Origin of the sequence: Methylotenera sp. (genome assembly GCF_029945535.1) — a bacterium.
Classification (GTDB): domain Bacteria; phylum Pseudomonadota; class Gammaproteobacteria; order Burkholderiales; family Methylophilaceae; genus Methylotenera.
In genome coordinates, this window is sequence record NZ_JAQSCU010000010.1 from 482,587 (window position 1) to 505,433 (window position 22,847).

Genomic DNA, 22,847 nt, shown 5'->3' on the forward strand with positions numbered 1-22,847 from the left:
AAAAAGTGTGTAATTTAATATGTATATTTATTGAAACGGATTATTTCTAATGGCGCGCTTCTACCGAGCTGTCTGACTCCATATCCAAGTCACCCCAGCCTAAGCGGCGATTGAACAGTTCAAGCAATAAATCCCAGCTTAAACGTGACAGAGCGGGGTCGTAACGATGACCTTCATCGCGCATAAAAGCATGTTGGCCATTAAACTCATGCCATGTGTAGCGTGTGCCAACTTCATCGAGGCGTGCTTTCACCATATTGCGTCCTTCTAGCGGTACATGCGGGTCTTGGCGTCCCCAGATATGTAACAGCTCACCTTTAATTTCGCCAGCACGCTCTAATGAGTTATCGTTTTTGCCTAGGCCTAAGGACTTTTTGTGTATGTCAGTTGCGTAGAAACATACAGCAGCCCGTACTTCTGGATTCATTGCAGCGCGAAAAGCAAGATGACCACCTATGCAGATACCCATCACGCCTAAACGGCCTGTGCAGTCACTACGTGATTTTAGATAGTCTAATACCGCTTTAGCGTCACTATCGTAAGCATCTACAAGTTTTGTGGTTTTAAGTTCATTGCCACGTGTCGTGCCTGCCTCATCGTAAGCGAGTACCGTGCCTAGCGGTTCAAATTCATGATAGATTTCAGGACACGCAACAACAAAGCCGTGACCAGCCAGCATAGCTGCTGTGCGCCGAATAGGCGCAGTCACTTGGAAAATTTCAGAAAACATCAAAATGGCAGGGTATTTACCTGGCGCGGCAGGGCGGAAAATATGCGCGCGCATTTCACCTGTTGGTGTATTAAGGTCAACAACTTCACTGTCTTTAATTAACATTGTCTGTTCCAAATAGAAGCTATCTACAATAGCCATATATGATAAAGCAAGCAGGCAAATTCATACAGTGATTTGATAGAAAAAGTATAAAAAGCATGACAATTTTCTTGATTTCGTGTCCAATTCGGTCTGATTAATTTTTGATATTGAAATGAGCAATAATGCAGGAAAAAAGTACCGATAGATGGAAATCCTTCGAAAGTATAGAGTCACTAAGACACGCTATTTGTGAAGCTATTGTAAATAGTGCGAATGAGGCCATTGCTAAACGCGGCAGATTTTCAATCATCTTGGCTGGTGGGAATACACCTAAAGCAATTTATAGCGTATTGCGTGACTTGCCTATGGATTGGTCAAAATGGCATATATACCATGGTGATGAACGTTGCTTGCCAATTGATCATGAAGATCGAAACAGTTTGATGGCCAATCAGGTTTGGCTTAACCACGTAAATATTCCTGCGCAACAAGTTCATGATATCCCTGCGGAGTTGGGTCCTGTTGAAGGTGCAAAAGCCTATGCTGAAACTCTGGCTGGGGCGCCATCTTTCGATATGGTGTTATTAGGTTTGGGCGAAGATGGCCATACAGCTTCATTATTCCCAAACCATGAAGTGGATAATAGTGCCGATGCAGTGCCAGTATTTAATTCGCCCAAACCTCCAGCCGAGCGCGTTACTGTCAGCCAAAATCGCTTAAATAATACCCATGAAGTGATATTCATGGTGACAGGCGCTGGTAAGCAAGAAGCTGTGGATAATTGGCGTAAAGGCGTCAAGATTCCTGCTACTTTAATTGCACCAGCAAATGGTGTTGATGTTTATTGTTTTGAAGTAAAAGTGCAATAATATACAAAATATTTGTATAAATATGGGTAAATTGAGGCGGTTAAGTTATTTTAACGTAAGTATGGCTTAGAATGAGGGTTTGTGTAACAATTTGTAACATGTTTTTTGTATTATTTTTAGGATTTAGTTAAAAATTTCTTGATAACCAGCATGAATTTATGGTACTTTTCGTGTTAATGGCATAAATGAATATAAAAAATTTGAATATATTCAATAAAAACAAGCCAACATCGTTTGTATCATTTAGTGTCGGGTTTATTTTAGTTATGCATTAACAAAAAATTACTTCGAATATCTAAAGATATAAACACATTAGGGGTTTTATCTTAAATATTATGGAGTAACCCTATGCGAATTAAGTTTCTATCTATCTACTCGACCTTATTCGTGGCATTAAGCCTATCCGCAGTTGCAGAAGCACATCAAAATCAAGTTGTAAACATCGCCTCTGCCCCTAGTGATGTTTTTTCTGGAGCAAATACTTTCATCTCTTTTGCAAATGACTATGCAAATACGAGACTGGCGGACAGTGGTTTAAACGTTAACAATGCCATCACTCTGCTTGAATATACAAAAAACTGGACGCTAGATGCGGGATATTTTAGTGGCTTTCTACAGAGTGATGATTCACAGGATACAGACTCATTACAGTTAGGATACGACCGCGGTCATGAAGCGTTTTTAAGTACCATTTCCAAAGCATCTTCATTCGGTAAAGGTAACTTTGTTAATGATGCAGTATCGTCTGTTAATCGAAATATTGAAGTTGGTCCTGAACCAGAAACCTATAGCATGATGTTTGCTGGTCTTATATTGATGGCATTTGTTGCGCGTAGACGCACTAATTAACTTAAGTTGAATTGAAAGACTTTTAGCTAGGGCGCTAGAAGTAGCCTTTAGCATAGTTGTTAATAATCGCCAGTGGTTCGCGCAGCGCTCCCTTGAATGCCATGCCCCAGCTAACCCAACACTGAGTTGGTGCGGCAGCGTAATTCACATTGATTTCTCGACCTAAATGACCTGCTTCTACTAACTTTTTTACGCGCCACATATGGTAGGGTTCAGAGGTGATAATGATATTTTGGATGTCCATAGCCTCTAAAATAGGTCGGGAAAATGTCAGATTTTCTAATGTCGAGCTAGAGCGGGATTCCAATAATATTTCTCCTCCAAAGCCTTTGTTTCTTGCGTGTGCTTCCATAGTCACTGCTTCTATTCGCTGATCTTCATAGTCTAAACCACCAGTCATTAATAATGTGCTTACTAAGCCTTGCTGTGCTAATAGCAGCCCTTCATCTACACGACCAGTGAGGCAAGGGTTAGGTTTGCCATGTAAATAAGCGCGATTGCCTAGAATGAGCGCGGCATCAGCTTGTTGTGTGGGTGGATGGTTGATGAGTTGCTTGGCATAGCTGCCAATAGTGATGAGAATGCTTAAGTAAACTACTGTGCCAGCTAAGGCACTTAGATGTAATAATTTGCGCAGCCAGAGAGGTAAAAAACTTAATCGTAACAATATGCCCAAACTCGTCAAAGTATTCCGAAGAAATTTTGATAGCTTGGACATTGCTGCAAACTACTTATTTAATCTTAATCCGCCTAGCAGTGCTGCAACAGGTGTCTTATTACCGAGAATAGGTTTAACGGTAAGGGTTGCATTAGATGGTGCAGTTGAAGCTTCATAAGGCTTGTCAAACCAAGGATCGCTGCTTTTCTTTTTAGGCGGCATGCGCTTAGTAGCACTTGCATCTTGGGCATGATTTGACTTGTAGCTCGACTCTTTATTACTAGTTGAACGTGCTTTACTGCTTGGCTTTTCTAGCGCGACAGTTTCTTTTGGAATTTGGCGTTTAATCAACTTTTCGATTTCAACGATGTACTTATCTTCTTCTGGGCTTACAAAAGAAATCGCGATGCCTAAAGCACCAGCGCGACCTGTACGGCCAATACGGTGTACGTAATCTTCGGGCGCACTTGGAATTTCATAGTTAATCACCATTGGTAATTCGCTAATATCTAAACCACGAGCAGCAACATCAGTCGCAACTAGTGCAGTGATTGTCCCAGCCTTAAACCCATCTAAGGCTTTAATGCGTTCTTGTTGTGTTTTGTCGCCATGAATCGCATCAGCGGCAATGCCTTCACGCGCTAAGCTACGGCTTAGGCGGCTGGCGGTAATTTTGGTTTTGGTGAATATAATCACCTGACTTGCATTAGCGGCTTTTAATAGTTGTATTAAAAGCGTCTCTTTATCACTTTGTGCGACTTCGTAGACTTTTTGCGTCACGTTATCGTTGGTCGCATTGCTGCGCGCCACTTCAATCAACTGAGGTTTAGTTAAAAACTCATCGGCTAACTTTTTAATATCGTTTGAAAACGTTGCAGAAAACATTAAATTTTGACGCTGCTTAGGTAGCAACGCCAAAATTCTTTTTAAATCAGGCATAAAGCCCATGTCTAACATTCTATCGGCTTCATCAAGTACTAATATTTGCACTTGATTCAGTTGAATAGTTTTTTGCTCAATATGATCCAACAAACGGCCAGGCGTCGCGACCAAAACTTCTACACCCGTTTTAAGGTGTGGCGTTTGGGTTTTGATGTCAACACCGCCATAAACCACAAGTGAGCGTAATGGCGTATGTTTTGCGTACGCTTTGACACTTTCCTCAACCTGAATCGCCAGTTCACGCGTTGGCGTTAAAATCAACGCGCGGACTGGGTGTTTTGCAGGAGAAGCACTTGCGCTTGCCAGAGGCAGTAATTTTTGTAATACAGGCAGAGCAAAGGCGGCAGTTTTACCTGTACCGGTTTGTGCGCCCGCCATTAAATCGCCCCCCGCCAAAGCAACAGGAATTGCCTGTGCTTGAATTGGCGTAGGTTTGGTGTAACCAGATTCAGTGAGCGCTTTAAGTAATTCTGGCGCTAAACCTAAATCTGTAAAAGCGAGGTTGTCTAAAATTACTGTTTCTGTCATTTGTTGGGTACTGTTCAATTAATGTTTACGTCAAATAACTTAAGCGAAGCTACGTGGGCGACGTGGAGCACCGCTACCACCAGCATTCGCGTTGCCGAAGCTACGTGAATCGCTGTTTGGGCGAGCTGGACGACTGTCACGTGAAGGAGCGCTAGAGCGATCACCACGAGGTGCGTCATTACGGCCTTCATAACGAGCGCCTAAAACACGGTTATCGCCACGATTTGCATCAGGACGGTTACCACGGCTGTCACGGTCACCACGGTTGCCTTCGCTGCGTGGAGCGCTTGCGCCATCACGTGAGAAAGGTTTTTTGCCGAAAGCTACGCTGTCGCCAAAGCTGCGGTTTGGTGCGCCAGCACTTGCACGGTCACCAAAGCTGCGGTCACCGCTTGGGCGTTCGCTACGGCTACGATCGCCACTTGAGTTACGATCACCAAAGCTACGTGGACGGTCGCCAGAAGGTCTTTCTGAACGGTTGAATTCAGGTCTAGCTGAGTTGCCGTTTGACTCACGCGGAGCTGAATCACGGTTGCCACGATTTTCATCACGGACAGCAGTGTCGCGGTTAAAGCTAGCGCCATCGCGCGGTTGGAAACTACTGTTACGGTCACCACGTGGTTCGCTATTACGGTTGTTAAAACCACCTCTATCATTACCACCGCGGTCATCACGTGGTTTAAAGCCACCACGACCACCTGGTTTATGTGCATCACGGCGAATATCGCCACGATCACCACGACCATTACCTGGACCGTCCATTTTCATGGCACGTTTTGGCTCAAAACCTTCAACCACGCCTGGTTCCATACGGTTACCAGTGAATTGCTCAATTTTACGTAAGATATGACGATCCATATTTGATGCAAAAGAAATCGCAATACCAGTTTTACCAGCGCGGCCAGTACGACCAATACGATGCACATAGTCTTCAGCAAATTTTGGTAAGTCGTAATTAATCACGTGGCTGATACCATTAATATCGATACCGCGCGCAGCAACATCAGTCGCCACTAATACTTTTACATCGCCTTGACGCAATTTAGTCAATGTACGGTTACGCGCACCTTGAGTCATGTCGCCATGTAAAGCCGCTGTTTTGTGACCAGCAGCATATAAATCTTCAGCTAACACGTCGCAATGGCGTTTAGTGCTGGTGAAAATAATCACTTGGTTTACTTCAGGTGCAATCAACAAATGCTCAAGCAATTTGTTTTTATGTGTCATGTCATCAACATAGTGCAAACGTTGCTCGATGTTGGCATGTTTTTCTTTTTGACCAGCCACTTGAATTGTTTTTGGATTTTTAAGAATTTGTTTAGCTACGCGTGCAATGTCGCCATCTAATGTTGCAGAGAACAATAGTGTTTGACGCTCAGCAGATAGTTGCTCACAGATACGCTCAACATCAGGTAAGAAGCCCATGTCTAACATACGGTCAGCTTCATCTAAAATCAACATTTGTAAACGAGACAAATCAATACGGCCACGTTCCATGTGATCTAGTAAACGGCCAGGCGTTGCTACTAGAATATCTAATGGTTGTGATAGTAATTTGTTTTGTAATGGGTAAGGCATGCCGCCGACGATACTTACTGTACGTGCGCGGATGAATTTACCGTATTTACGCGCAGCTTCGTTTACTTGTGTTGCAAGTTCGCGTGTAGGTACAAGTACCAAAATGCGTGGACCGCGGCTTTTTAATTCGTGTGGAGTGGCTAATAAGTTTAGCGCTGGCAACATAAATGCTGCAGTTTTACCTGTACCCGTTTGGGCAGAAGCCATCAAATCGTGGCCTGCAGTCACAACTGGAATGGCTTGTGCTTGGATAGCGGTTGGTGTGGTGTAGCCAGATTCTTCAATAGCACGAAGTAAGGCATTATCAAGATTTAGTGATTCAAAAGACAAAGTAGTCCCTTTCAATAAAAAAACAAAAGGGCGCTTAGTAAAAACGGGCATATCATTTGAACACATGCGGTTAGTTGAGCATATGTTCAAGAGCAATATAAACGCAGAGAATATTTGGTTTAGTTAAATTAATTACTTAAAGCCGAGTGAACGACATTTTGTTTTAACTTAATATTAAACAAGCTAATATAATCTTTACCAGCGCACGGGCACAGCCGCTAACCAGTAAAAATTAAATTCAAACTTGCGAATTTAACCTTTTGAATAGTTGCTTCAATATTTCACGAGCAACAGAAGGGTCAGGGCAATGATTCAAGCATTACAAATTGCCGTAATGCGAATGAAGCGCGCAGTATAACCATTTAAAACAGAATGTCAAATAATAATTGCATTAGTAAAAGGAAATAGGCATTTATTGTGTTAAAATCGCCGCCTTTCAATAGAACTGGTAGCAATTCATGTCTCGTAATTTAAGAAATATCGCAATTATCGCCCACGTTGACCATGGTAAAACGACTATGGTTGATAAACTTTTACATCAAGCAGGTACGTTTACAGGACACCAAGTTGTGTCTGAACGTGTTATGGATAGTGGCGATATTGAAAAAGAACGCGGCATTACCATTTTGGCTAAAAACACTGCCTTAAACTATGAAGGTACACATATTAACGTGGTAGATACCCCAGGCCATGCTGACTTCGGTGGTGAGGTTGAGCGCGTATTAGGTATGGTGGACGGCGTTGTTCTATTAGTGGATGCTGTTGAAGGCCCAATGCCGCAAACACGTTTTGTAACGAAAAAAGCTTTAGCGCTTGGTTTAAAACCAATCGTGGTCATTAATAAGGTAGACCGTCCAGGTGCGCGTACTGATTGGGTTGTGAACCAAACGTTTGATTTGTTCGCTAACTTAGGCGCTACTGATGAGCAGTTAGATTTCCCAGTTGTTTACGCGTCAGCAATCAATGGCTACGCCATGTTGGACATGAAAACACCAAGCGACAATATGCGTGCGCTGTTTGAAACGATTTTAAGCCACGTAGCGCCACCAGAAGGTGATAGCAGCGCGCCGCTTCAATTACAAATTTCAGCATTAGATTACTCTACTTACACTGGTCGTTTAGGCGTTGGTCGTATCACTAACGGTAAAATCAAGCCAGGCCAAGCCGTAACAGTAATGAATGAAGATAAACAAATCGCTGTAGGTAAAATCAATCAAGTACTTGGTTTCCGTGGTTTAGAGCGTGTTGCAGTTGAAGAAGCTGAAGCTGGCGATATTGTGATTATTTCTGGTTTAGATGATATTGGTATTGGTTTCACTGTGTGTGATCGTGAAAATCCAAAAGGCTTGCCACATTTAGGTGTGGATGAGCCAACCTTGACGATGGACTTTATGGTGAATACTTCACCATTAGCAGGTACAGAAGGTAAGTTCGTGACTTCACGTCAAATTCGTGACCGTTTAACTAAAGAGCTTTTAGTGAACGTTGCCTTACGTGTTGAAGATACTGAAGATGCAGACGTGTTCCGTGTTTCAGGTCGTGGTGAATTACACTTGACGATCTTATTAGAAAATATGCGTCGTGAAGGTTTCGAAATGGCTGTAGGTAAGCCAAAAGTAGTTTACCGTGAAATCAATGGCGAAAAATGTGAGCCGTACGAAATTCTTACGGTTGACGTAGAAGATGAGCATCAAGGTGCAGCGATGGAGGAGTTAGGTCGTCGTCGTGGTGAAATGCAAAACATGGAATCAGACGGTAACGGCCGTACGCGTTTGGAGTACCGTATTCCAGCACGTGGTTTGATCGGTTTCCAAGGTGAGTTTTTAACAATGACACGCGGTACAGGCTTAATGGGACATGTGTTCGATGACTATGCACCAGTAAAAGCTGACATGCCAGGTCGTCGTAACGGTGTATTGATTTCAGCTGAAAATGGTGAAGCGGTTGCTTATGCCCTTTGGAAGTTACAAGATCGCGGTAAAATGTTTACAGTTCCAGGTGATAAATTGTACGAAGGTATGATTATTGGTATCCACAGTCGTGATAACGATTTGATTGTTAACCCAATTAAAGGTAAGCAATTAACTAACATTCGTTCATCAGGTACTGATGAAGCGGTGCGCTTGATTACGCCAATCGCGTTGTCATTGGAGTCTGCAGTTGAGTTTATTGATGATGATGAATTAGTGGAAATTACACCAAAAACTATTCGTATCCGTAAACGTTACTTGTTAGAGCACGAACGTAAACGTTCAATTAAAGCCTAGTTTATAACTTAGCTTTAAAGAAAACCCAGCCTGGTGCTGGGTTTTTTGTTGTCTTAACTTTGGCGGTTCAATAGCCCGCGATTATTAAGCTATTGATTTATTTTGGTGATTTACTTTGGTTCTGGTAAAGATTCATGCATTACGTGTGAGTCGTGAAAGTCATGGCAAGACATACAGCTACTCGCAATACGTTTAGGTTTCGGGCTGTTGCCTGAATGACAGCGTAAACATGATTGTCGGTCAGGCATGGCGACATCTGCACTGGAGTCTGATTCTTCTACAGCATGGCAAGACTGACATTTTTGAGTTTGATGTGAAGCGTGATTAAAGTGCGCCTTGCTAAACCAGTCTTGGTTGATATTTAAAGGTGCTACATGCCATGGCAAGCGATCCTCAGGACTGGTCTTAACCTTAGAATCGATAGAGTTAGCTTTTTCTTCAGTCTTAGTTACAACCTTAGTTTCAGCTTTAAAATCATTGATTTCATGGCAATATGCGCAGCCGTCGGTTTTTAAAGATTCTGAATAGTGCGCAACTTGTTTTGGTGCCTGCACCTTTAAGGCATTCATCACGTTTTGCTCTGAGCCATGGGGCACAGTGACTAGGGCCTCTGGAGGGCCCATTTTCAGCTGGTTCGCATGACATGACACGCAATCGCGGTTGTAAGAAACTGGTTTGAAACGCATCTCTTTGCCTTCTTGTTGATGGCAATTGGTGCACGTCATTTCGCGTACATCCCAAACGCCATTTGGCCCTTGTACTTTACCAAAATGCTGGGAGTGCGGAAATTTGAGGCCTGATTGCTCGACTAGCCGTGCTTTGTCAGTTTGTGGAATGCGTTCAATTTTCTTTTGTTTATCCCCTGTTAAAAATGTGAGTTTAAAGACAGGGTGATCACGATCGAAATCATGAATGTTCGGTAGTTTGGTGTTGCTATCGACCGCCTTAATATTGCCATGACATCTAACACAGGTACTATTATCTTGTCGTGCCAGTGGGTACGGAGCTTTGTGTTCACGGTGACATTCAGCGCAGCGAATACCATCCATGAACAGTTTGTTGTGATTAAATACTCGCTCTTGTAACTTTGGATTGGCAATATGTGGTGCAACGTTTTGATGACATTTTATGCAGGCTTTGTCTGTCACTTGCTGCGTTAATACTTCATGGCAATTAGAACATTGCGAACCAAAGTGCAAGTGAGAGTTTGAAATATGTCCAGGACTCCATGCGCGGTCAAAACCTAAAGGTAGCTTTGCCATAGTTGCATGGAGACTAGGAATCAGATTCTGTGCTAACGGTAATGCTAGAAAAATAAGTGCAATAAATGCTACTAGCGATAGTGCTAATCTTTTTTTGAAGGCCGATGCGCCTCTCAGCGGCTCATGCGTTCGTGATTTTAAGTCTTGAAAGTCATCTGGCAAAAGATGTACTAAAGTTAATGACACGGCAATATTCACATCAGGTGGAGCTGGCTCGACCTTTAGCTGAAACGGCCCAATCATGACTTGCGTGCCATGTGTAAGTGCAATATTTGGCAGTATTGCGCCATCTACTTCAAGCTCACCATTGACTGCAACCAAATGAAGTTGCCCATCATCCAAGCGTTTGATAATGGCGTGGTGCATGGAAATGCGTGGGTCGAGTAGGTGGATGCTACATTCTGCACCACGTCCAATCGATAACTCTTCAGCTGTTAGCGTACGATAACTACGCACGGGCATGCCGCGCTTATTATGTGAGATTTTGATTAAAAGGCAATTAATCATGACTTACCAATAAAGAAATACAACGAGAATATGCGCGACCATGGCAGCTAATAAGGCAACTGCAAATGGTGTATGGAAATAAAGCCAAAAGCCAAGTCTGGCTCTGTACATTAAATCTTGTCTGGCACGTTTCACTAAAGATTGTCGCCGCACCATGATGGAATATAGCTCGCGGTATAACTTACGTTGCTCACCAGTTAGGTGGTTACCAAGTATGGTCAGTTTTTCAACTGCAACAGCGGTTGGGCAATCGGGTTGGTAGCCTCTCAATTGCTCTAGTAAGCCAGTGCCGATATAGGTTTCCCTGCACGCGCGATCTACTGTGAAGTTGATGTCGTCTGGCATGACTAATGCAATCTGGCGGGCTAGCTTATCTGTTTCTGCAATGCGCAGTAACAGGCCATCCAAGCTATCTTCTCCCATATTTTCGGTCATTAATCGCGGGTAAATCATGTAAGCGTAATTGCCAAAGAAACCGCTAATAACAACAATAATCAATAAACCATAAGCGAGACTGTGAACATTGATGCCAAAATGAAAGCCACTGTGTAGTGTGGCTGTGACTGTGAGTGCTGTACCTAAATAGATGTGGGCGGATAACCATCCTTGAGTTGAACCGCTGCTTCGATAACGGCGCTTGCGTACACCATACCATGCCATCCAAAACACTAAAGCAGCAGAAACTGTGCCTAAACCATAACCCAGCCAGCTTCCACCATAGTAACCAACAGCGGGTTCGAATAGCATATACGCCGTAAACGCAATAGCGATGACGATAATGGCTAGCTTAAAGTAGCGATAGTTTTTGTAGTCGAAAATATTGCCGCGCTGCATGGAGCTTCTCTAGTTTCCGTCAGATTCAGTTAAAAAGACTTCGTTTGTTACGCTGTCAGTGTTAGAGCCGCCTGCATAGTTGAGTAGCTCTTCTGGGTTCACGCGCAACGCCGCGCCAACTGGGCAGGCGCGTACACATACAGGGCCTTCTTTGATGTCTTTGCACATATCACATTTAACCGCTACTTTAGAGCCGCCAACGATAGGTAACGCTTTTGGCTGAATGCCCAGTAAGATTTGCCAGATACTACGTTCAGGCTGGTCTTGTATCACTGCCATTTGAATGACGTCATAAGGGCAATTTTGTTGGCAATTGCCGCAGCCAATACAGCTATCATCAATATAAACTTCGCCATGCGGTGCACGGTGAATCGCGTCAGGCGGACAGTCTTTCATACAGTGCGGATGTTCACAGTGACGACATGAAGTCGGTACGCGAATGTTGGCAAAGATTGGCCCAGCATCTCGATCCAGCCTTGTTGCGCCGCCATGAGTATCAGCACAGGCGTCTTCACAATAGTTGCAACGCACACAGAGTGATTCATCTATCAGCAGTACGTCAGTCGCTTCACCCACACCTTGTTGAATCAGGAATGAGATGAGGTTTGAAGGTGTTGATTGATTGCCTAATGAACCCGGATTGTCAGTAGTTTCAAGCTGTTGGCGTTTTTCCTGATCCTGCAAATGTTTTAGATAGCGTGCGTCTAACTCACTGCGAATTTCTGGATTGCGCGCGATAATATCATTCATGCGACCAGCGTCAATTAACACCGCTTCCGTCGCAACCGCCGCTCGTACGGTGGCGTAACGCGGCTCGCCCGAAACTAAAGACATTTCACCTACATAATTACCCGCAGCTACATAGAAAAGCACAACCTCGCGACCACCTATCATGCGCGAAACAGTGACTGAGCCACTTTGAATCAAATAGAGTCCATCGGCCTGATCACCTTCATGGAATAACTCTTCACCCGCGGCATAGCTTTTGAGCGTGGCATGGCTGGCTAAATTATTCAGGTCTTCCTCACTAAGCGTGAGGCCAATACACACATGCACGACCCACTTAATCGCCACTTCGTTGAGGACGCGGCGCATCGACTGCACTGAATCAACCAGTTTTTGCATGACGCGTCTTGGCGTTTCAATCAGTACGGATTTAGTACGCGCACGCACCGTGCCCGCTCTGCGACGACCAGATACCAGCGCCATTTCACCAAAGAATTGACCCGTTGTAAGTGTGGCGTCTGGTATATCATCTTCATCAATTAATACATCTAAATCGCCTTCGATGATGAAGAAAAAAGTAGTGCTGTAATCATTACGTTTAAAGATAATATCGCCAGGCTCGGGCTGTAAGATATTGCTTTGCAGTACTAACTCACGTAGCTGCAAGGTCGTTAACATTTTTAATAGTGGAACGCTTTTGCGTATTTTTTCCAACACATCATCTACGCCACGGTCGTTGCAAAAACTTGCAAACTTATCACGTAGTAAAGCCGTATCAGCAGGTTCTACTGGGTTGCCTAAGATGTACTCAATGACTTCATAGCCTTGATTAATCCCTTGCTTAATGAGCGGGTAACCAGCAAGTGCGCCTATGATATAAAGTCCTGGCACGCTGGATTCATAATGCGATGATAATAAAGGCAATGCAGCAAGGTCATCCGTCGGAAAACCTACGCCAAAGCCTTCAAGCAGCGGTCGTGAGGGTAGGGCGCCAAGTCGAGCAATCACGCGATGGCATGGAATTCGCTCAATGCCATTTGGCGTATTGGCAACCACGGTAATAGGAAACTCGCCTTTGGTATTGACTTCAATCGCTTGCGGTCGGGTTTCCAATAACCAATCTAAAGCGCCTCTTTTGCGTGCTTCTGTCAGTTGGCTAAGGTTGCTTTCCTTACAATTACTAAAGTCGTCAGCACGGTTGAGAATAATGATCTGGTTGCGCCCAGTCAGTGCTAGCGCATTTTCCACGCCACTATCACCACCACCAATGACCACGATGGTTTCATCCTGATAAGCTTGCGGGTCATCTAGCTGATATTGCACCTGCGGCACATCGCCACCTGGAATTTGTAACTGACGTAAATTGCCTTGAACACCAATGGCAAGCACCACATGGTCTGCAGTGATTTGGCTACCATCAGCGAGTTCTAATTCCAGCCATTTTTCGCGGCGGTGTATGCCTGTCACTTTGCTACCGTAACGAATATTTAAGTTGTAATCAATAATCGTCTTTTCCCAAGTATCCAGCACAGTTTCGCGCAAAGAAGCGGTGAACGGTAAAGGGCTGCGAATAGGCAGGGCGCGCGGCTCAGACATGACGAGTTTGCCACGAAGATAACTACGGATAGTACTGGCTGGCTCTTGTTCGGCTTCGAGCAGTAAGTAAGATAATTTCTGCTCAGTAGCACGCACGGCCGCAGATAAACCACTAGGACCAGAGCCGATAATAACGGTATTGAAATGTTCTAACATTGGGACTTGCTTGCTAATTACGTTTTTTGGCATTTTGCGGCGACCAAAATTAAAGTCTTAGAGTACGTCTGACTGATATACGCTATTGTACGGAAACTTAGCTTGATTATGACAAATCCATTCTGAAATTTTCACATGATTTATTTAAATCAACTACCGAACGATTAAGCAATTATCATCAAGCTAGAGGTTGGCAGTTGAATTAAGAACGGTAATATTCTATCGTTAGAATATTACGCTTTAGTAAAATTTTTACTAAAAACTGATGCATAGATAGTGTCATATATGCTGCTATAAGTCAAAATCTGAAGACCGGTTTTAAGCCGGGTTAGCTGATTGTTCTTAATAATAGCTACACATTTTTTCCACTTCATTTTTTGACCCCATAATGACGGGAACTCGCTGATGAAGCGCGCTAGGCTTGATATTCACAATTCTCTGACGCCCGCTGGAGGATAGTCCGCCAGCTTGTTCAACAATAAAGCTCATTGGATTCGCCTCATACATTAAACGTAATTTTCCGCCTTTATCTTTTAGCTTGCTATCTACTGGATACATGAAAATACCGCCGCGTATCAAAATGCGATGCACCTCGGCCACCATAGAGGCAACCCAACGCATATTGAATTGCTTACCTCTTGGGCCATCTGTGCCTTTCAAGCAATCTTCAATATAATTTTTAACAGGCGCTTCCCATGATTTCTGGTTAGACATGTTGATTGCAAATTCATGTGTATCTTCTGGAACACGCATATTGAGGTGCGTTAGGTAAAACTCACCTACGTCGTTATCTAGCGTAAAACCGTTCACGCCAAAGCCAGTAGTAATCACCAGCATTGTTGAAGAGCCATATAGCGCATACCCTGAGCATACCTGTGTGATACCCGCTTGCAGATAATCTTTTATTTTAGGATTTTCTACCCCTTCTGGACAGCGCAGGATAGAGAAAATTGTTCCTACCGATATGTTCACATTGACGTTAGAAGAGCCATCGAGTGGATCAAATAACAGCAGGTATTTGCCACTTTTACGCAGATTGACTGGAATTTCGTAAGGCGCATCCATCTCTTCTGAAGCCATTCCAGCGTAATATCCAGCCACCTGATTCACTCCAATAAATATGTCATTAGTAATCACATCAAGCTGCTTTTGCGTTTCACCTTGAATGTTTTCACATTCAAGGCTGCCCATCACGCCGTTTAAGGCGCCTTTGCACACGGCTCTGGATATTGATTTACAAGCAGTTGCTATGTCATTCAATAACAGTACAAATTCGTCATCATGAATACCGCGCAGCCGCTGTTCATCTAGCAAAAATTGTGAAAATGTTTGTTTTTCCATGTTGATAGCCTTTTAAATTGAGTCTTATTATCACTAGTTGCGCGCTACCACCAACCCTCGAACTGCAAGCCTATCGTAGCACCGTGATTGGAGCCTCCGAATGCACTGGTTGGTGCCAACGATGCAACTGCATAATCACCAGACCCAATTGCAGCAATACTTGCAGCATCGTTCCATTGTGCATAGGTACAGAAGAAACGTAGTTCAGGACGCGACCAGAAGTTACTTGCAATTGCCCAAGATGGCGCAATAGTGAGTTTGGTTAATCTGCGAGTATCTCCACCTGACGGCGTTACCCAGTCCTGACCTAGCTCAGCTTGCATTTTAAAATGCTCGGTCACGCCATAACTTACGCGCCCACCCATCGATGTCCAAGTTTGGTCGCCAGCATTTGAGGTGTCTTTTTGGTAAACCGCTGTCAACAAACCGCCAAGTTTTGGTGTGATTTGTGCATACAAACCATCAACAATACGAAAACGTTTTACATCAGAGCCATTATCGATAGTGCCTGTGCCGCCTAAACCGACGCCTGGACCAACGCCATATTGCACGGCTAGCTTGTTATTGCCATCACCCATGATATTAATTTGTCTATGCTGAACTGTGACTGCCCAACCGTCATCGCCTGTAGTTGTGTGGCTGCTTTTTGGAATAATGCTAAGACCAAACTCCAATTGACCATCTGGATTAACATCAAGTCCACGAAGCTGAATATCGTGTCTAGTCGTTAAATATTTTTGGTCTTTATTATCATCTCTAAACAAGGCGTAGCTTAGCTTAAGCTTGCCAATACTCACATCTTCAATGCCAGCACCAAGGCCTTGAGGGTTCCAGTAAAAGAAGTCGTTGATATGCACGTCTTCACGCTTATAGTAGCGACGACCTGCCCAAAGATTACCCCCATTTAATGCTGGTGCTTTGTCCCAACTCATATAAAACTGTGCAAAGCGAAAGTCAGTATTCGTGTCATCCAGCATTTTTTTACTCGTTAGCGGCATATATGCACTTAGCATGACATGGGCATTTAAGGCAGAGTCATTTGAGAACTTATTTAACTCTTGACCCATCATTAATTCAGCATAAACCTCACATTCGTTACCCATTCTGTACTTAGCTGCTGCGCCTGCCAATTTAAAGCATGCGGCAGAGCTACCTTCAGTATTAACGCCACTTTCAGCGCGAATGTAAGGTGAAAAATCTAGTGCTGATGCATTATTTGAGGCAAGCACTAGCCCTACAGCTGCTATGCAGCTGAAAAAATATTTAATCATGATGTTAATTCCTGTTTATTTAGTTTTAAACATTGAAGTGTTTTTCATGCAAGTTTTAAGCGACAGTAGCTTGAGAAATAGGCTTCTTAAATAGAACGAGTAATACAGTCGTCAGCAATGTGCCCGAGACGATGGCAGCGATATACGCCAACAGTGGGCTGACTGCGTTAGGAATGGCTAGAACAAAAACCCCGCCGTGTGGTGCATGTAGTTCACAGCCAAAATACATGGACATTGCACCAGTTAGAGCCGCCCCAGCCACACATGATGGAATGACGCGTAATGGGTCGTTTGCAGCAAATGGAATTGCACCTTCGGTAATGAACGATAGACCTAATACAGCGGATGCTTTTCCTGCAATCTGTTCATCAGGCGTAAAGCGATTCTTAGCTACAAAAGTAGCTAAACCAAGCGCTAGGGGAGGTACCATGCCCGCAGCCATCACAGCTGCCATCGGCAAGAAGGTGTTACTGGCAAGTAGACCAACACCAAAAGTGTACGCCGCTTTATTGACTGGGCCACCCATGTCGATTGCCATCATGCCACCTAATAAAAGGCCGAGTAATACTGCGTTAGCTGAACCAATATTTTTCAGAAAGCTAGTAAGACCATCCATAATCGCTTTTGCTGGCTCACCCACTACGTAAATCATGAACAAACCAACCAGTAACGTTGATAACAGCGGGATGATTAATACAGGTTTTAGCCCTTCAAAATGCACTGGTAGTTTGATGTTGTCACGCATCCAAAGCGCTACATAACCTGCAAAAAAGCCAGCGAGAATTCCACCTAAAAAGCCTGCTTGCAACTGACTAGCTAACATGCCGCCAATCAAACCTGGCGCTAAGCCTGGACGATCTGCAATAGAGTAAGCAATGAAACCTGCAAGCACTGGAATCATCAAAGCGAATGCTGCGCCGCCGCCAATACTCATCAACGCTGCGGCTAAAGTGCCTTTTTCTTTAAATGCCTCAATACCAAAAACAAATGAGAGCGCAATAATCAAACCGCCAGCCACAACCAAAGGCAACATATAAGAAACGCCCGTTAATAAGTGCTTGTAAACACCACTGGCTTTTTGTGTGCTTTTAGTAGGTGTTGCTACTGTTTGTGCAGTTTGTTTAGGGGCAGAAAAAGCTTCCTGCATGACTTTTTCGGTTTCTTTTAATGCGCGGCCAACTGAGGTTTTATAGACTGATTTACCTGCAAAACGAGCAGTATCAACATGTGTGTCTGCCCCAATCACCACGACATCGGCTTCGGCAATCTCTTCATCCGTTAATTGATTTTTAGCGCCAACTGAGCCTTGTGTTTCAACGCGAATATCGCAATTATTCGCCTTTGCCCATTTTTTCAAAGCCTCTGCAGCCATGAAAGTGTGTGCTATACCAGTGGGGCAAGCAGTGATGGCTACAATTTTTTTACGGTCTGCTGAATTGTTTTCAACTTCAAGTATCGGCGCTTCAGTAGCCGTTTGCACCGCTTGAGTTTTAATTAACTCAAGTGCAGCGTCTAACACTTGTTCGGTATCTCTAATCGCATCACTCGTGCTGATTGCATATATTGTTTTACCCGCGAATCGGCTCATTTCAAGATGCACATCCGACGCAATAATCACGACCTGTGCAGTCCGAATCTCCTCGTCACTTAAGGTGTTTTGACCGCCAGTTGCGCCGCGTGTCTCAACTCGTATGCTGTGTCCCATTGCAATTGCGGTTTTCTTTAATGCTTCTGCTGCCATGTAGGTATGCGCAATGCCTGTGGGGCATGCTGTTACCGCGATAATATTAGCCATTTTGCTTCTCCATTGAACATTAAAAGCGGGATAGTTCTAACCGACTATTTTCCGCACACTGATTTGTTGCATATAAGATTCAAGCACTTGAGTTTCTGCCAGCTTAGGACCGAGCTGGGTTAAAGCGCCCATCGCAGTGGCTGTAGATAATCTGGCACAATCTTCTAATGAAAATCCCTTTATTTTGGCCGCTATAAATCCAGCAACCATTGCATCACCCGCACCAACCGTACTTTTCACATCAATTGGTGGCGGTACCGCTATTACAGACTCTGTGCCACTCACAAACAGGGCACCTTGCTTGCCCATTGAAACAATCACATACTCAATACCTTGATTCACTAAACTTCTTGCTGCCTCTATAACTTCTTGTTCGCTTGTTAAACTTCTACCAAGCAGCTCTTCAAGCTCAGCGATATTTGGCTTGATGGCATATGGCGCCTCACCAAGCGCATCACGCAGCGCATCACCACTTGTATCAAGCACCACGTACTTGCCAGCCGCTTTTAAATACTTCAGTACAGCGCTATAAAACTCTGTAGGAACGCCATTTGGAAGGCTACCTGACAATACAAACCAATCATGATCAAACACTAGATTGTGAATTTTCTTTTTTAAATCAGTGAGATCTTGCTCAGTTGGCGCTGGACCTGGGTAGTTAATATCGGTGATGGTTTTTTGTAGCTCATCGATAATCTTAACGTTAACTCTAGTTTTGCCAGGAATGCGAACAAAGCTATCAGCCATATTTTTTTGATGAAAAAGTTTCTCAAAAATTGAGGTGTTTTCCATTCCAAGAAAGCCTGTCACAGAGGTGTTAAAGCCTAAGTCCGCTAGAAAAGAGGCGACATTCACGCCTTTTCCACCTGGGTCAGATTGCTCCCAATTCACGCGATTCACCTCGCCTGCAGTGAAGTTTGGAATTGCTACACTTTTATCAATTGCAGGGTTCAAAGTAATTGTTGCTATGTTGCTTAATTGCACCATTTCGGTCTCCATATATGCTGTACTTAATATTGAATACAAGCCTGATTAAAGTGCACGAACTTCTGCCGCTGTAGAACAAGCTAGCGCTCGTTTAGCTAAAGCAACACTTTCGGTATATGACATCTTTCTTACTTTGGCTTTAACCGCTGCCACGCTAGGAATGCTCATGCTAAGTTCAGTCACGCCTAGCCCAGTTAAAATAGCTGCACCTTTTGGGTCGCCAGCAATTCCACCGCAAACGCCTACCCAAATGCCTGCAGATTTGGCGGCTTTTACTGTGAGATCTATCATGCGTAGTACCGCTGGGTGTAATGCATCAGCTTGACGAGATAAACTAGGATGCAGCCTATCCATCGCTAGTACATATTGCGTGAGGTCATTCGTGCCCACTGAGAAAAAGTCGGCATGACGAGCTAGTTCTGGCGCCATCAGCACTGCGGATGGCACTTCTATCATGATGCCGATTTCAATTGGGTTGGCATTCATCTCTTTACGTATTTCTTCTGCAATGGCTTTGGCCGCCAGCAACTCTTCAACGGTCGCAATCATAGGAAACATAATTTTGACTGGGCCTGTCATGCCAGCACGGTAAATAGCACGCAATTGGGGCTTAAATAAATCTGGTCTGGCTAAACATAGGCGAATACCACGCACACCTAAAAATGGATTTTGCTCGCTTGGTAGTGACAAATACGGCACTTCTTTATCGCCACCGATATCAAGCGTTCTAATAATAAGCGGCAAGCCATTTAATGCTTTAGTCATCTCGCAATAGGATTTGTACTGCTCTTCTTCACTTGGTGGCTCTGAGCGCTGTAAAAATAGAAACTCAGTGCGCAACAAGCCAATACCTTCTGATCCAGCATTAACGGCTTGTTCGGCTTCAGCAGCAGCGCCAATATTGGCGACCACTTCTACACGGTGACCATCAGTAGTCATGGCTGGCTCGTAACAGGCAAGGTTTTCAGCCATGCGCTGGGCTTGTTGGTCTTGCTGAGCATTGCGTGCAATTACAAGGTCACTTTCACTTGGGTTTAAATATAAATTACCTGTATGACCATCTAAAATACCCATGACACCATCTTGATAATTAAGCACTGCTGGGCCTGCACCAACAATGGCTGGAATATCAAGTGAACGTGCAATGATAGCCGTGTGTGAGGTTGGCCCACCAGCAGCTATGCAAATGCCAAGTACCATTTTTGGATCAAGTTTCGCGGTGTCAGAAGGAGATAAATCTTCCGCGACTAATATTGCAGGTTCTGTCATGGCAGTTGGTGCTTCTTCTAAAGCATCTGCCAGTAAGCGTAATACTCGACGTCCGATATCTGAAATATCATTGGCGCGCTCTTTTAATAAAGCATCCTCTAGACAAGCTACTTCAGATGCGCGTTTGCTGTAGCTATCGCGCCAGGCCCAGCCTGCGCTATGCCCAAGCTTAATATTACAAACTGCAGCTTCTAATAAATCAGGGTCTGATAGAAACTCTATGTGAGCTAGAAAAATTGCAGCATGTGCAGCGCCACTGCGCTCTTTTACTTCATCATGTAGATTTTGTAATTGTACTTTTGCTGATGCAATGGCGTGGTTTAAGCGAGACTCCTCTATATCTGGAGATTGTGCAGTCACTGCCACAACAATTTTCTCATGGCGAAAATGACAAATTGGTCCAATCGCAATACCAATTGAACCCGCAATACCTGCGATTGGCGGGGTTGAAAAATTCAATGCTACTTGTGAAGAGGTGACTGGTAGGGCATGTCCCGATTCAGCTTCATCTTCTAAACCTAATCTCACTGCGTCAGCTAAGGCTTTTAGTGCAGAATCTTCATCGCTGCCACTCACCATAATGCGAATTGTCACGCGCTTATTAGCACCTAACTTCAACAGAGAAACTAAGCTTTTACCATTGGCAATTTTGCTGCCATGTCGCACGCGCACTTCTGATTGAAACTGCTTAGCAATTTCCACAAATGCTGTAGCAGGGCGGGCGTGCAGGCCGCCATCACTATTTAATTCTACATCGATAGATTTATCAAAATCATCAACATGCACGTTGTTTGTGTGAGATTCGTTTGTTTGCGTATTGTTATCGCGTGATTTAGTAAGGCAATCGATGATGTCCATCGCATTAGTAGTTTTTGCCAGACGTTGAATGGTCGCCGCGTCGTCCAAAACATCGGTTAAGTTTGCCAATAGCTCAATATGTTCGTCAGACCGTGCGGCGATGCCCACGACTAGGTAGACGATTTCTCCGCTATTCCACTCTACACCTTCAGAAAATTGCGCAACGGCAATACCTGTTTGTAAAATTAACTCTCTATCTTTTGGAAGACCATGTGGAATTGCGATGCCATTACCCAGATAAGTGTTCGCTATTTTTTCGCGCTGCAACATGCTGTCTGAGTAGGCGGCTTGCATATTGCCATTTGCAACTAATAAGCTGGCAACTAATTTAATTGCCTCTGATTTGTTGCTTGCCTGCCCACGTAACTGAATGCTTTGAATACCTAACTGTATCATCACGGTCTCTCCTAATTTATTGCATTAGCGAAAAAGTTATTTGCGCTACTTTTATAATGAATAATGCTTAAGTGCCACTTGCAAACATCATGGTAATTTTTGCTGTTTTTGCCGCTTCAATCGCCTCTTGATTTAAGCCATGATTCACAATCCATTTTGAAACGGCACCCAAGCTGACAATCGGCGCATAAGACTCCTGAGCCCATTTAGAACTGTCGACTAATGCGCATACTTGCTTGCTATGTTCAATCACAGCACGCTTAACCACGGCTTCCACATGGTTTGAGTTACCCCAGCCCTGTGCTTGACTAACTCCAACAGATCCCATGAAAAACGTGTCAATATGCAGGTTGTTGATTTGTGCCAATGCAACAGGGCCAACAGTACTCAGCGCATTTTGATAAACGTCACCACCAATCAATTGCACGTTATACGGCGTTTGACCAGCCAACTCAGATGCAATAGTCAGACCGTGCGTCACAATTTGTAGATGTGTGACGTTTGGCAAACCTTGTCTGATTGCACGTGCCATTTCTAACGTTGTTGTACCCGCATCAATGTAGATTGTTTGGCCGCTTTTAAGTAAAGTAGTCGCCATTCTGCCAATTGCCTGTTTCTGAATTTGCTCATACTCAAGACGTTGAGAGTAATTAACATCACTATTGAGCAAAACTGCACCGCCATGTACGCGTCTTAATAAGCCGCGTTTTTCCAAAGTATGGAAATCACGACGCAAAGTCATTTCAGATAGATTAAATTGCTCGGCGAGTTGCCTCGTGCGGCATTCGCCACGTGCATGCAATACAGCCGTAATCATTTCTAATCTGCGTTCTGCTAAATGATCTTTCATTACCAACTCCTTAAGCCTTTAATGTTATTAATCAATACGATTTGTTAAATATTTTGCTATTAAACACGTAATGATAAATGTGCGCTTGTTTTATTTGTAAACATAATCGCACATTATCGAACATGTTGCAAAATGTTTTTTCACTAAAATTTAATATATTTTAA

Annotated in this window: 16 protein-coding genes; 3 read left to right on the forward strand and 13 right to left on the reverse strand. The window is 43.9% G+C overall.

Annotated features, from left to right (window positions below; translation table 11 throughout):
- Positions 1 to 46: 46 nt before the first annotated feature.
- Positions 47 to 835 carry a dienelactone hydrolase family protein gene (locus PSU72_RS05350; protein WP_300431292.1) on the reverse strand — a complete coding sequence of 263 codons (789 nt, stop codon included), beginning with the start codon at positions 833 to 835 and terminating at the stop codon, positions 47 to 49.
- A gap of 161 nt (positions 836 to 996) precedes the next feature.
- Between PSU72_RS05350 and pgl the strand changes: the two genes are divergently transcribed.
- The gene (gene pgl, locus PSU72_RS05355) at positions 997 to 1,683 is read left to right on the forward strand and encodes a 6-phosphogluconolactonase (RefSeq protein WP_300431293.1); all 687 of its coding nucleotides are present in this window, start codon (positions 997 to 999) and stop codon (positions 1,681 to 1,683) included.
- 348 nt (positions 1,684 to 2,031) lie between these two features.
- A complete protein-coding gene (locus tag PSU72_RS05360) occupies positions 2,032 to 2,532 on the forward strand; it encodes a PEP-CTERM sorting domain-containing protein (protein WP_300431294.1) in 501 nt (166 codons plus the stop codon).
- Positions 2,533 to 2,566: 34 nt separating this feature from the next.
- On the opposite strand, the gene PSU72_RS05365 is transcribed toward PSU72_RS05360, so the two are convergent.
- Genes PSU72_RS05365 through PSU72_RS05375 form a run of 3 tightly spaced genes read right to left on the reverse strand, consistent with a single transcriptional unit; the run spans position 2,567 to position 6,568 of the window.
- Positions 2,567 to 3,250: a YdcF family protein gene (locus tag PSU72_RS05365; RefSeq protein WP_300431295.1), complete on the reverse strand. Its 684-nt coding sequence runs from the start codon at positions 3,248 to 3,250 to the stop codon at positions 2,567 to 2,569.
- Between the two features lie 9 nt (positions 3,251 to 3,259).
- A complete protein-coding gene (locus PSU72_RS05370; RefSeq protein WP_300431296.1) occupies positions 3,260 to 4,660 on the reverse strand; it encodes a DEAD/DEAH box helicase in 1,401 nt (466 codons plus the stop codon).
- A 39-nt stretch (positions 4,661 to 4,699) separates the two neighbouring features.
- Positions 4,700 to 6,568 carry a DEAD/DEAH box helicase gene (locus PSU72_RS05375; RefSeq protein WP_300431297.1) on the reverse strand — a complete coding sequence of 623 codons (1,869 nt, stop codon included), beginning with the start codon at positions 6,566 to 6,568 and terminating at the stop codon, positions 4,700 to 4,702.
- 458 nt (positions 6,569 to 7,026) lie between these two features.
- Between PSU72_RS05375 and typA the strand changes: the two genes are divergently transcribed.
- Complete coding sequence (gene typA / locus PSU72_RS05380; protein WP_300431298.1) at positions 7,027 to 8,835, forward strand: translational GTPase TypA; 1,809 nt, start codon at positions 7,027 to 7,029, stop codon at positions 8,833 to 8,835.
- A gap of 110 nt (positions 8,836 to 8,945) precedes the next feature.
- Here the strand turns inward: typA and PSU72_RS05385 are convergent, their stop codons facing one another.
- The 9 genes from PSU72_RS05385 to PSU72_RS05425 all read right to left on the reverse strand — a co-directional run bounded on the left by PSU72_RS05385 (position 8,946) and on the right by PSU72_RS05425 (position 22,683).
- Positions 8,946 to 10,604 carry a cytochrome c3 family protein gene (locus PSU72_RS05385; RefSeq protein WP_300431299.1) on the reverse strand — a complete coding sequence of 553 codons (1,659 nt, stop codon included), beginning with the start codon at positions 10,602 to 10,604 and terminating at the stop codon, positions 8,946 to 8,948.
- Positions 10,605 to 10,607: 3 nt separating this feature from the next.
- Positions 10,608 to 11,438, reverse strand: a complete 831-nt coding sequence (locus PSU72_RS05390) for a hypothetical protein (protein ID WP_300431300.1) — start codon at positions 11,436 to 11,438, stop codon at positions 10,608 to 10,610.
- Between the two features lie 9 nt (positions 11,439 to 11,447).
- Entirely contained in the window at positions 11,448 to 13,916 is a 2,469-nt protein-coding gene (locus PSU72_RS05395) for a cyclic nucleotide-binding domain-containing protein (RefSeq protein ID WP_300431301.1), read from the reverse strand.
- Positions 13,917 to 14,258: 342 nt separating this feature from the next.
- Positions 14,259 to 15,257: a class 1 fructose-bisphosphatase gene (locus tag PSU72_RS05400; RefSeq protein WP_300431302.1), complete on the reverse strand. Its 999-nt coding sequence runs from the start codon at positions 15,255 to 15,257 to the stop codon at positions 14,259 to 14,261.
- Positions 15,258 to 15,301: 44 nt separating this feature from the next.
- On the reverse strand, positions 15,302 to 16,528 hold the full coding sequence (locus PSU72_RS05405) for a carbohydrate porin (RefSeq protein ID WP_300431303.1): 1,227 nt from the start codon (positions 16,526 to 16,528) through the stop codon (positions 15,302 to 15,304).
- A 55-nt stretch (positions 16,529 to 16,583) separates the two neighbouring features.
- Entirely contained in the window at positions 16,584 to 18,323 is a 1,740-nt protein-coding gene (locus PSU72_RS05410) for a PTS fructose-like transporter subunit IIB (protein WP_300431304.1), read from the reverse strand.
- A gap of 36 nt (positions 18,324 to 18,359) precedes the next feature.
- On the reverse strand, positions 18,360 to 19,310 hold the full coding sequence (gene pfkB / locus PSU72_RS05415) for a 1-phosphofructokinase (RefSeq protein ID WP_300431305.1): 951 nt from the start codon (positions 19,308 to 19,310) through the stop codon (positions 18,360 to 18,362).
- Positions 19,311 to 19,355: 45 nt separating this feature from the next.
- Complete coding sequence (ptsP, locus tag PSU72_RS05420; protein ID WP_300431608.1) at positions 19,356 to 21,833, reverse strand: phosphoenolpyruvate--protein phosphotransferase; 2,478 nt, start codon at positions 21,831 to 21,833, stop codon at positions 19,356 to 19,358.
- A gap of 67 nt (positions 21,834 to 21,900) precedes the next feature.
- Positions 21,901 to 22,683 carry a DeoR/GlpR family DNA-binding transcription regulator gene (locus tag PSU72_RS05425; RefSeq protein ID WP_300431306.1) on the reverse strand — a complete coding sequence of 261 codons (783 nt, stop codon included), beginning with the start codon at positions 22,681 to 22,683 and terminating at the stop codon, positions 21,901 to 21,903.
- Between the last annotated feature and the right edge of the window lie 164 nt (positions 22,684 to 22,847).

What these genes read in the sequence shown, in the direction of transcription:
- PSU72_RS05350 (WP_300431292.1), bottom strand. Translation starts at nt 835, where the DNA reads ATGTTAATTAAAGACAGTGAAGTTGTTGACCTTAATACACCAACAGGT.
- pgl (WP_300431293.1), top strand. Translation starts at nt 997, where the DNA reads ATGCAGGAAAAAAGTACCGATAGATGGAAATCCTTCGAAAGTATAGAG.
- PSU72_RS05360 (WP_300431294.1), top strand. Translation starts at nt 2,032, where the DNA reads ATGCGAATTAAGTTTCTATCTATCTACTCGACCTTATTCGTGGCATTA.
- PSU72_RS05365 (WP_300431295.1), bottom strand. Translation starts at nt 3,250, where the DNA reads ATGTCCAAGCTATCAAAATTTCTTCGGAATACTTTGACGAGTTTGGGC.
- PSU72_RS05370 (WP_300431296.1), bottom strand. Translation starts at nt 4,660, where the DNA reads ATGACAGAAACAGTAATTTTAGACAACCTCGCTTTTACAGATTTAGGT.
- typA (WP_300431298.1), top strand. Translation starts at nt 7,027, where the DNA reads ATGTCTCGTAATTTAAGAAATATCGCAATTATCGCCCACGTTGACCAT.
- PSU72_RS05385 (WP_300431299.1), bottom strand. Translation starts at nt 10,604, where the DNA reads ATGATTAATTGCCTTTTAATCAAAATCTCACATAATAAGCGCGGCATG.
- PSU72_RS05390 (WP_300431300.1), bottom strand. Translation starts at nt 11,438, where the DNA reads ATGCAGCGCGGCAATATTTTCGACTACAAAAACTATCGCTACTTTAAG.
- PSU72_RS05395 (WP_300431301.1), bottom strand. Translation starts at nt 13,916, where the DNA reads ATGTTAGAACATTTCAATACCGTTATTATCGGCTCTGGTCCTAGTGGT.
- PSU72_RS05400 (WP_300431302.1), bottom strand. Translation starts at nt 15,257, where the DNA reads ATGGAAAAACAAACATTTTCACAATTTTTGCTAGATGAACAGCGGCTG.
- PSU72_RS05405 (WP_300431303.1), bottom strand. Translation starts at nt 16,528, where the DNA reads ATGATTAAATATTTTTTCAGCTGCATAGCAGCTGTAGGGCTAGTGCTT.
- PSU72_RS05410 (WP_300431304.1), bottom strand. Translation starts at nt 18,323, where the DNA reads ATGGCTAATATTATCGCGGTAACAGCATGCCCCACAGGCATTGCGCAT.
- pfkB (WP_300431305.1), bottom strand. Translation starts at nt 19,310, where the DNA reads ATGGTGCAATTAAGCAACATAGCAACAATTACTTTGAACCCTGCAATT.
- ptsP (WP_300431608.1), bottom strand. Translation starts at nt 21,833, where the DNA reads ATGATACAGTTAGGTATTCAAAGCATTCAGTTACGTGGGCAGGCAAGC.
- PSU72_RS05425 (WP_300431306.1), bottom strand. Translation starts at nt 22,683, where the DNA reads ATGAAAGATCATTTAGCAGAACGCAGATTAGAAATGATTACGGCTGTA.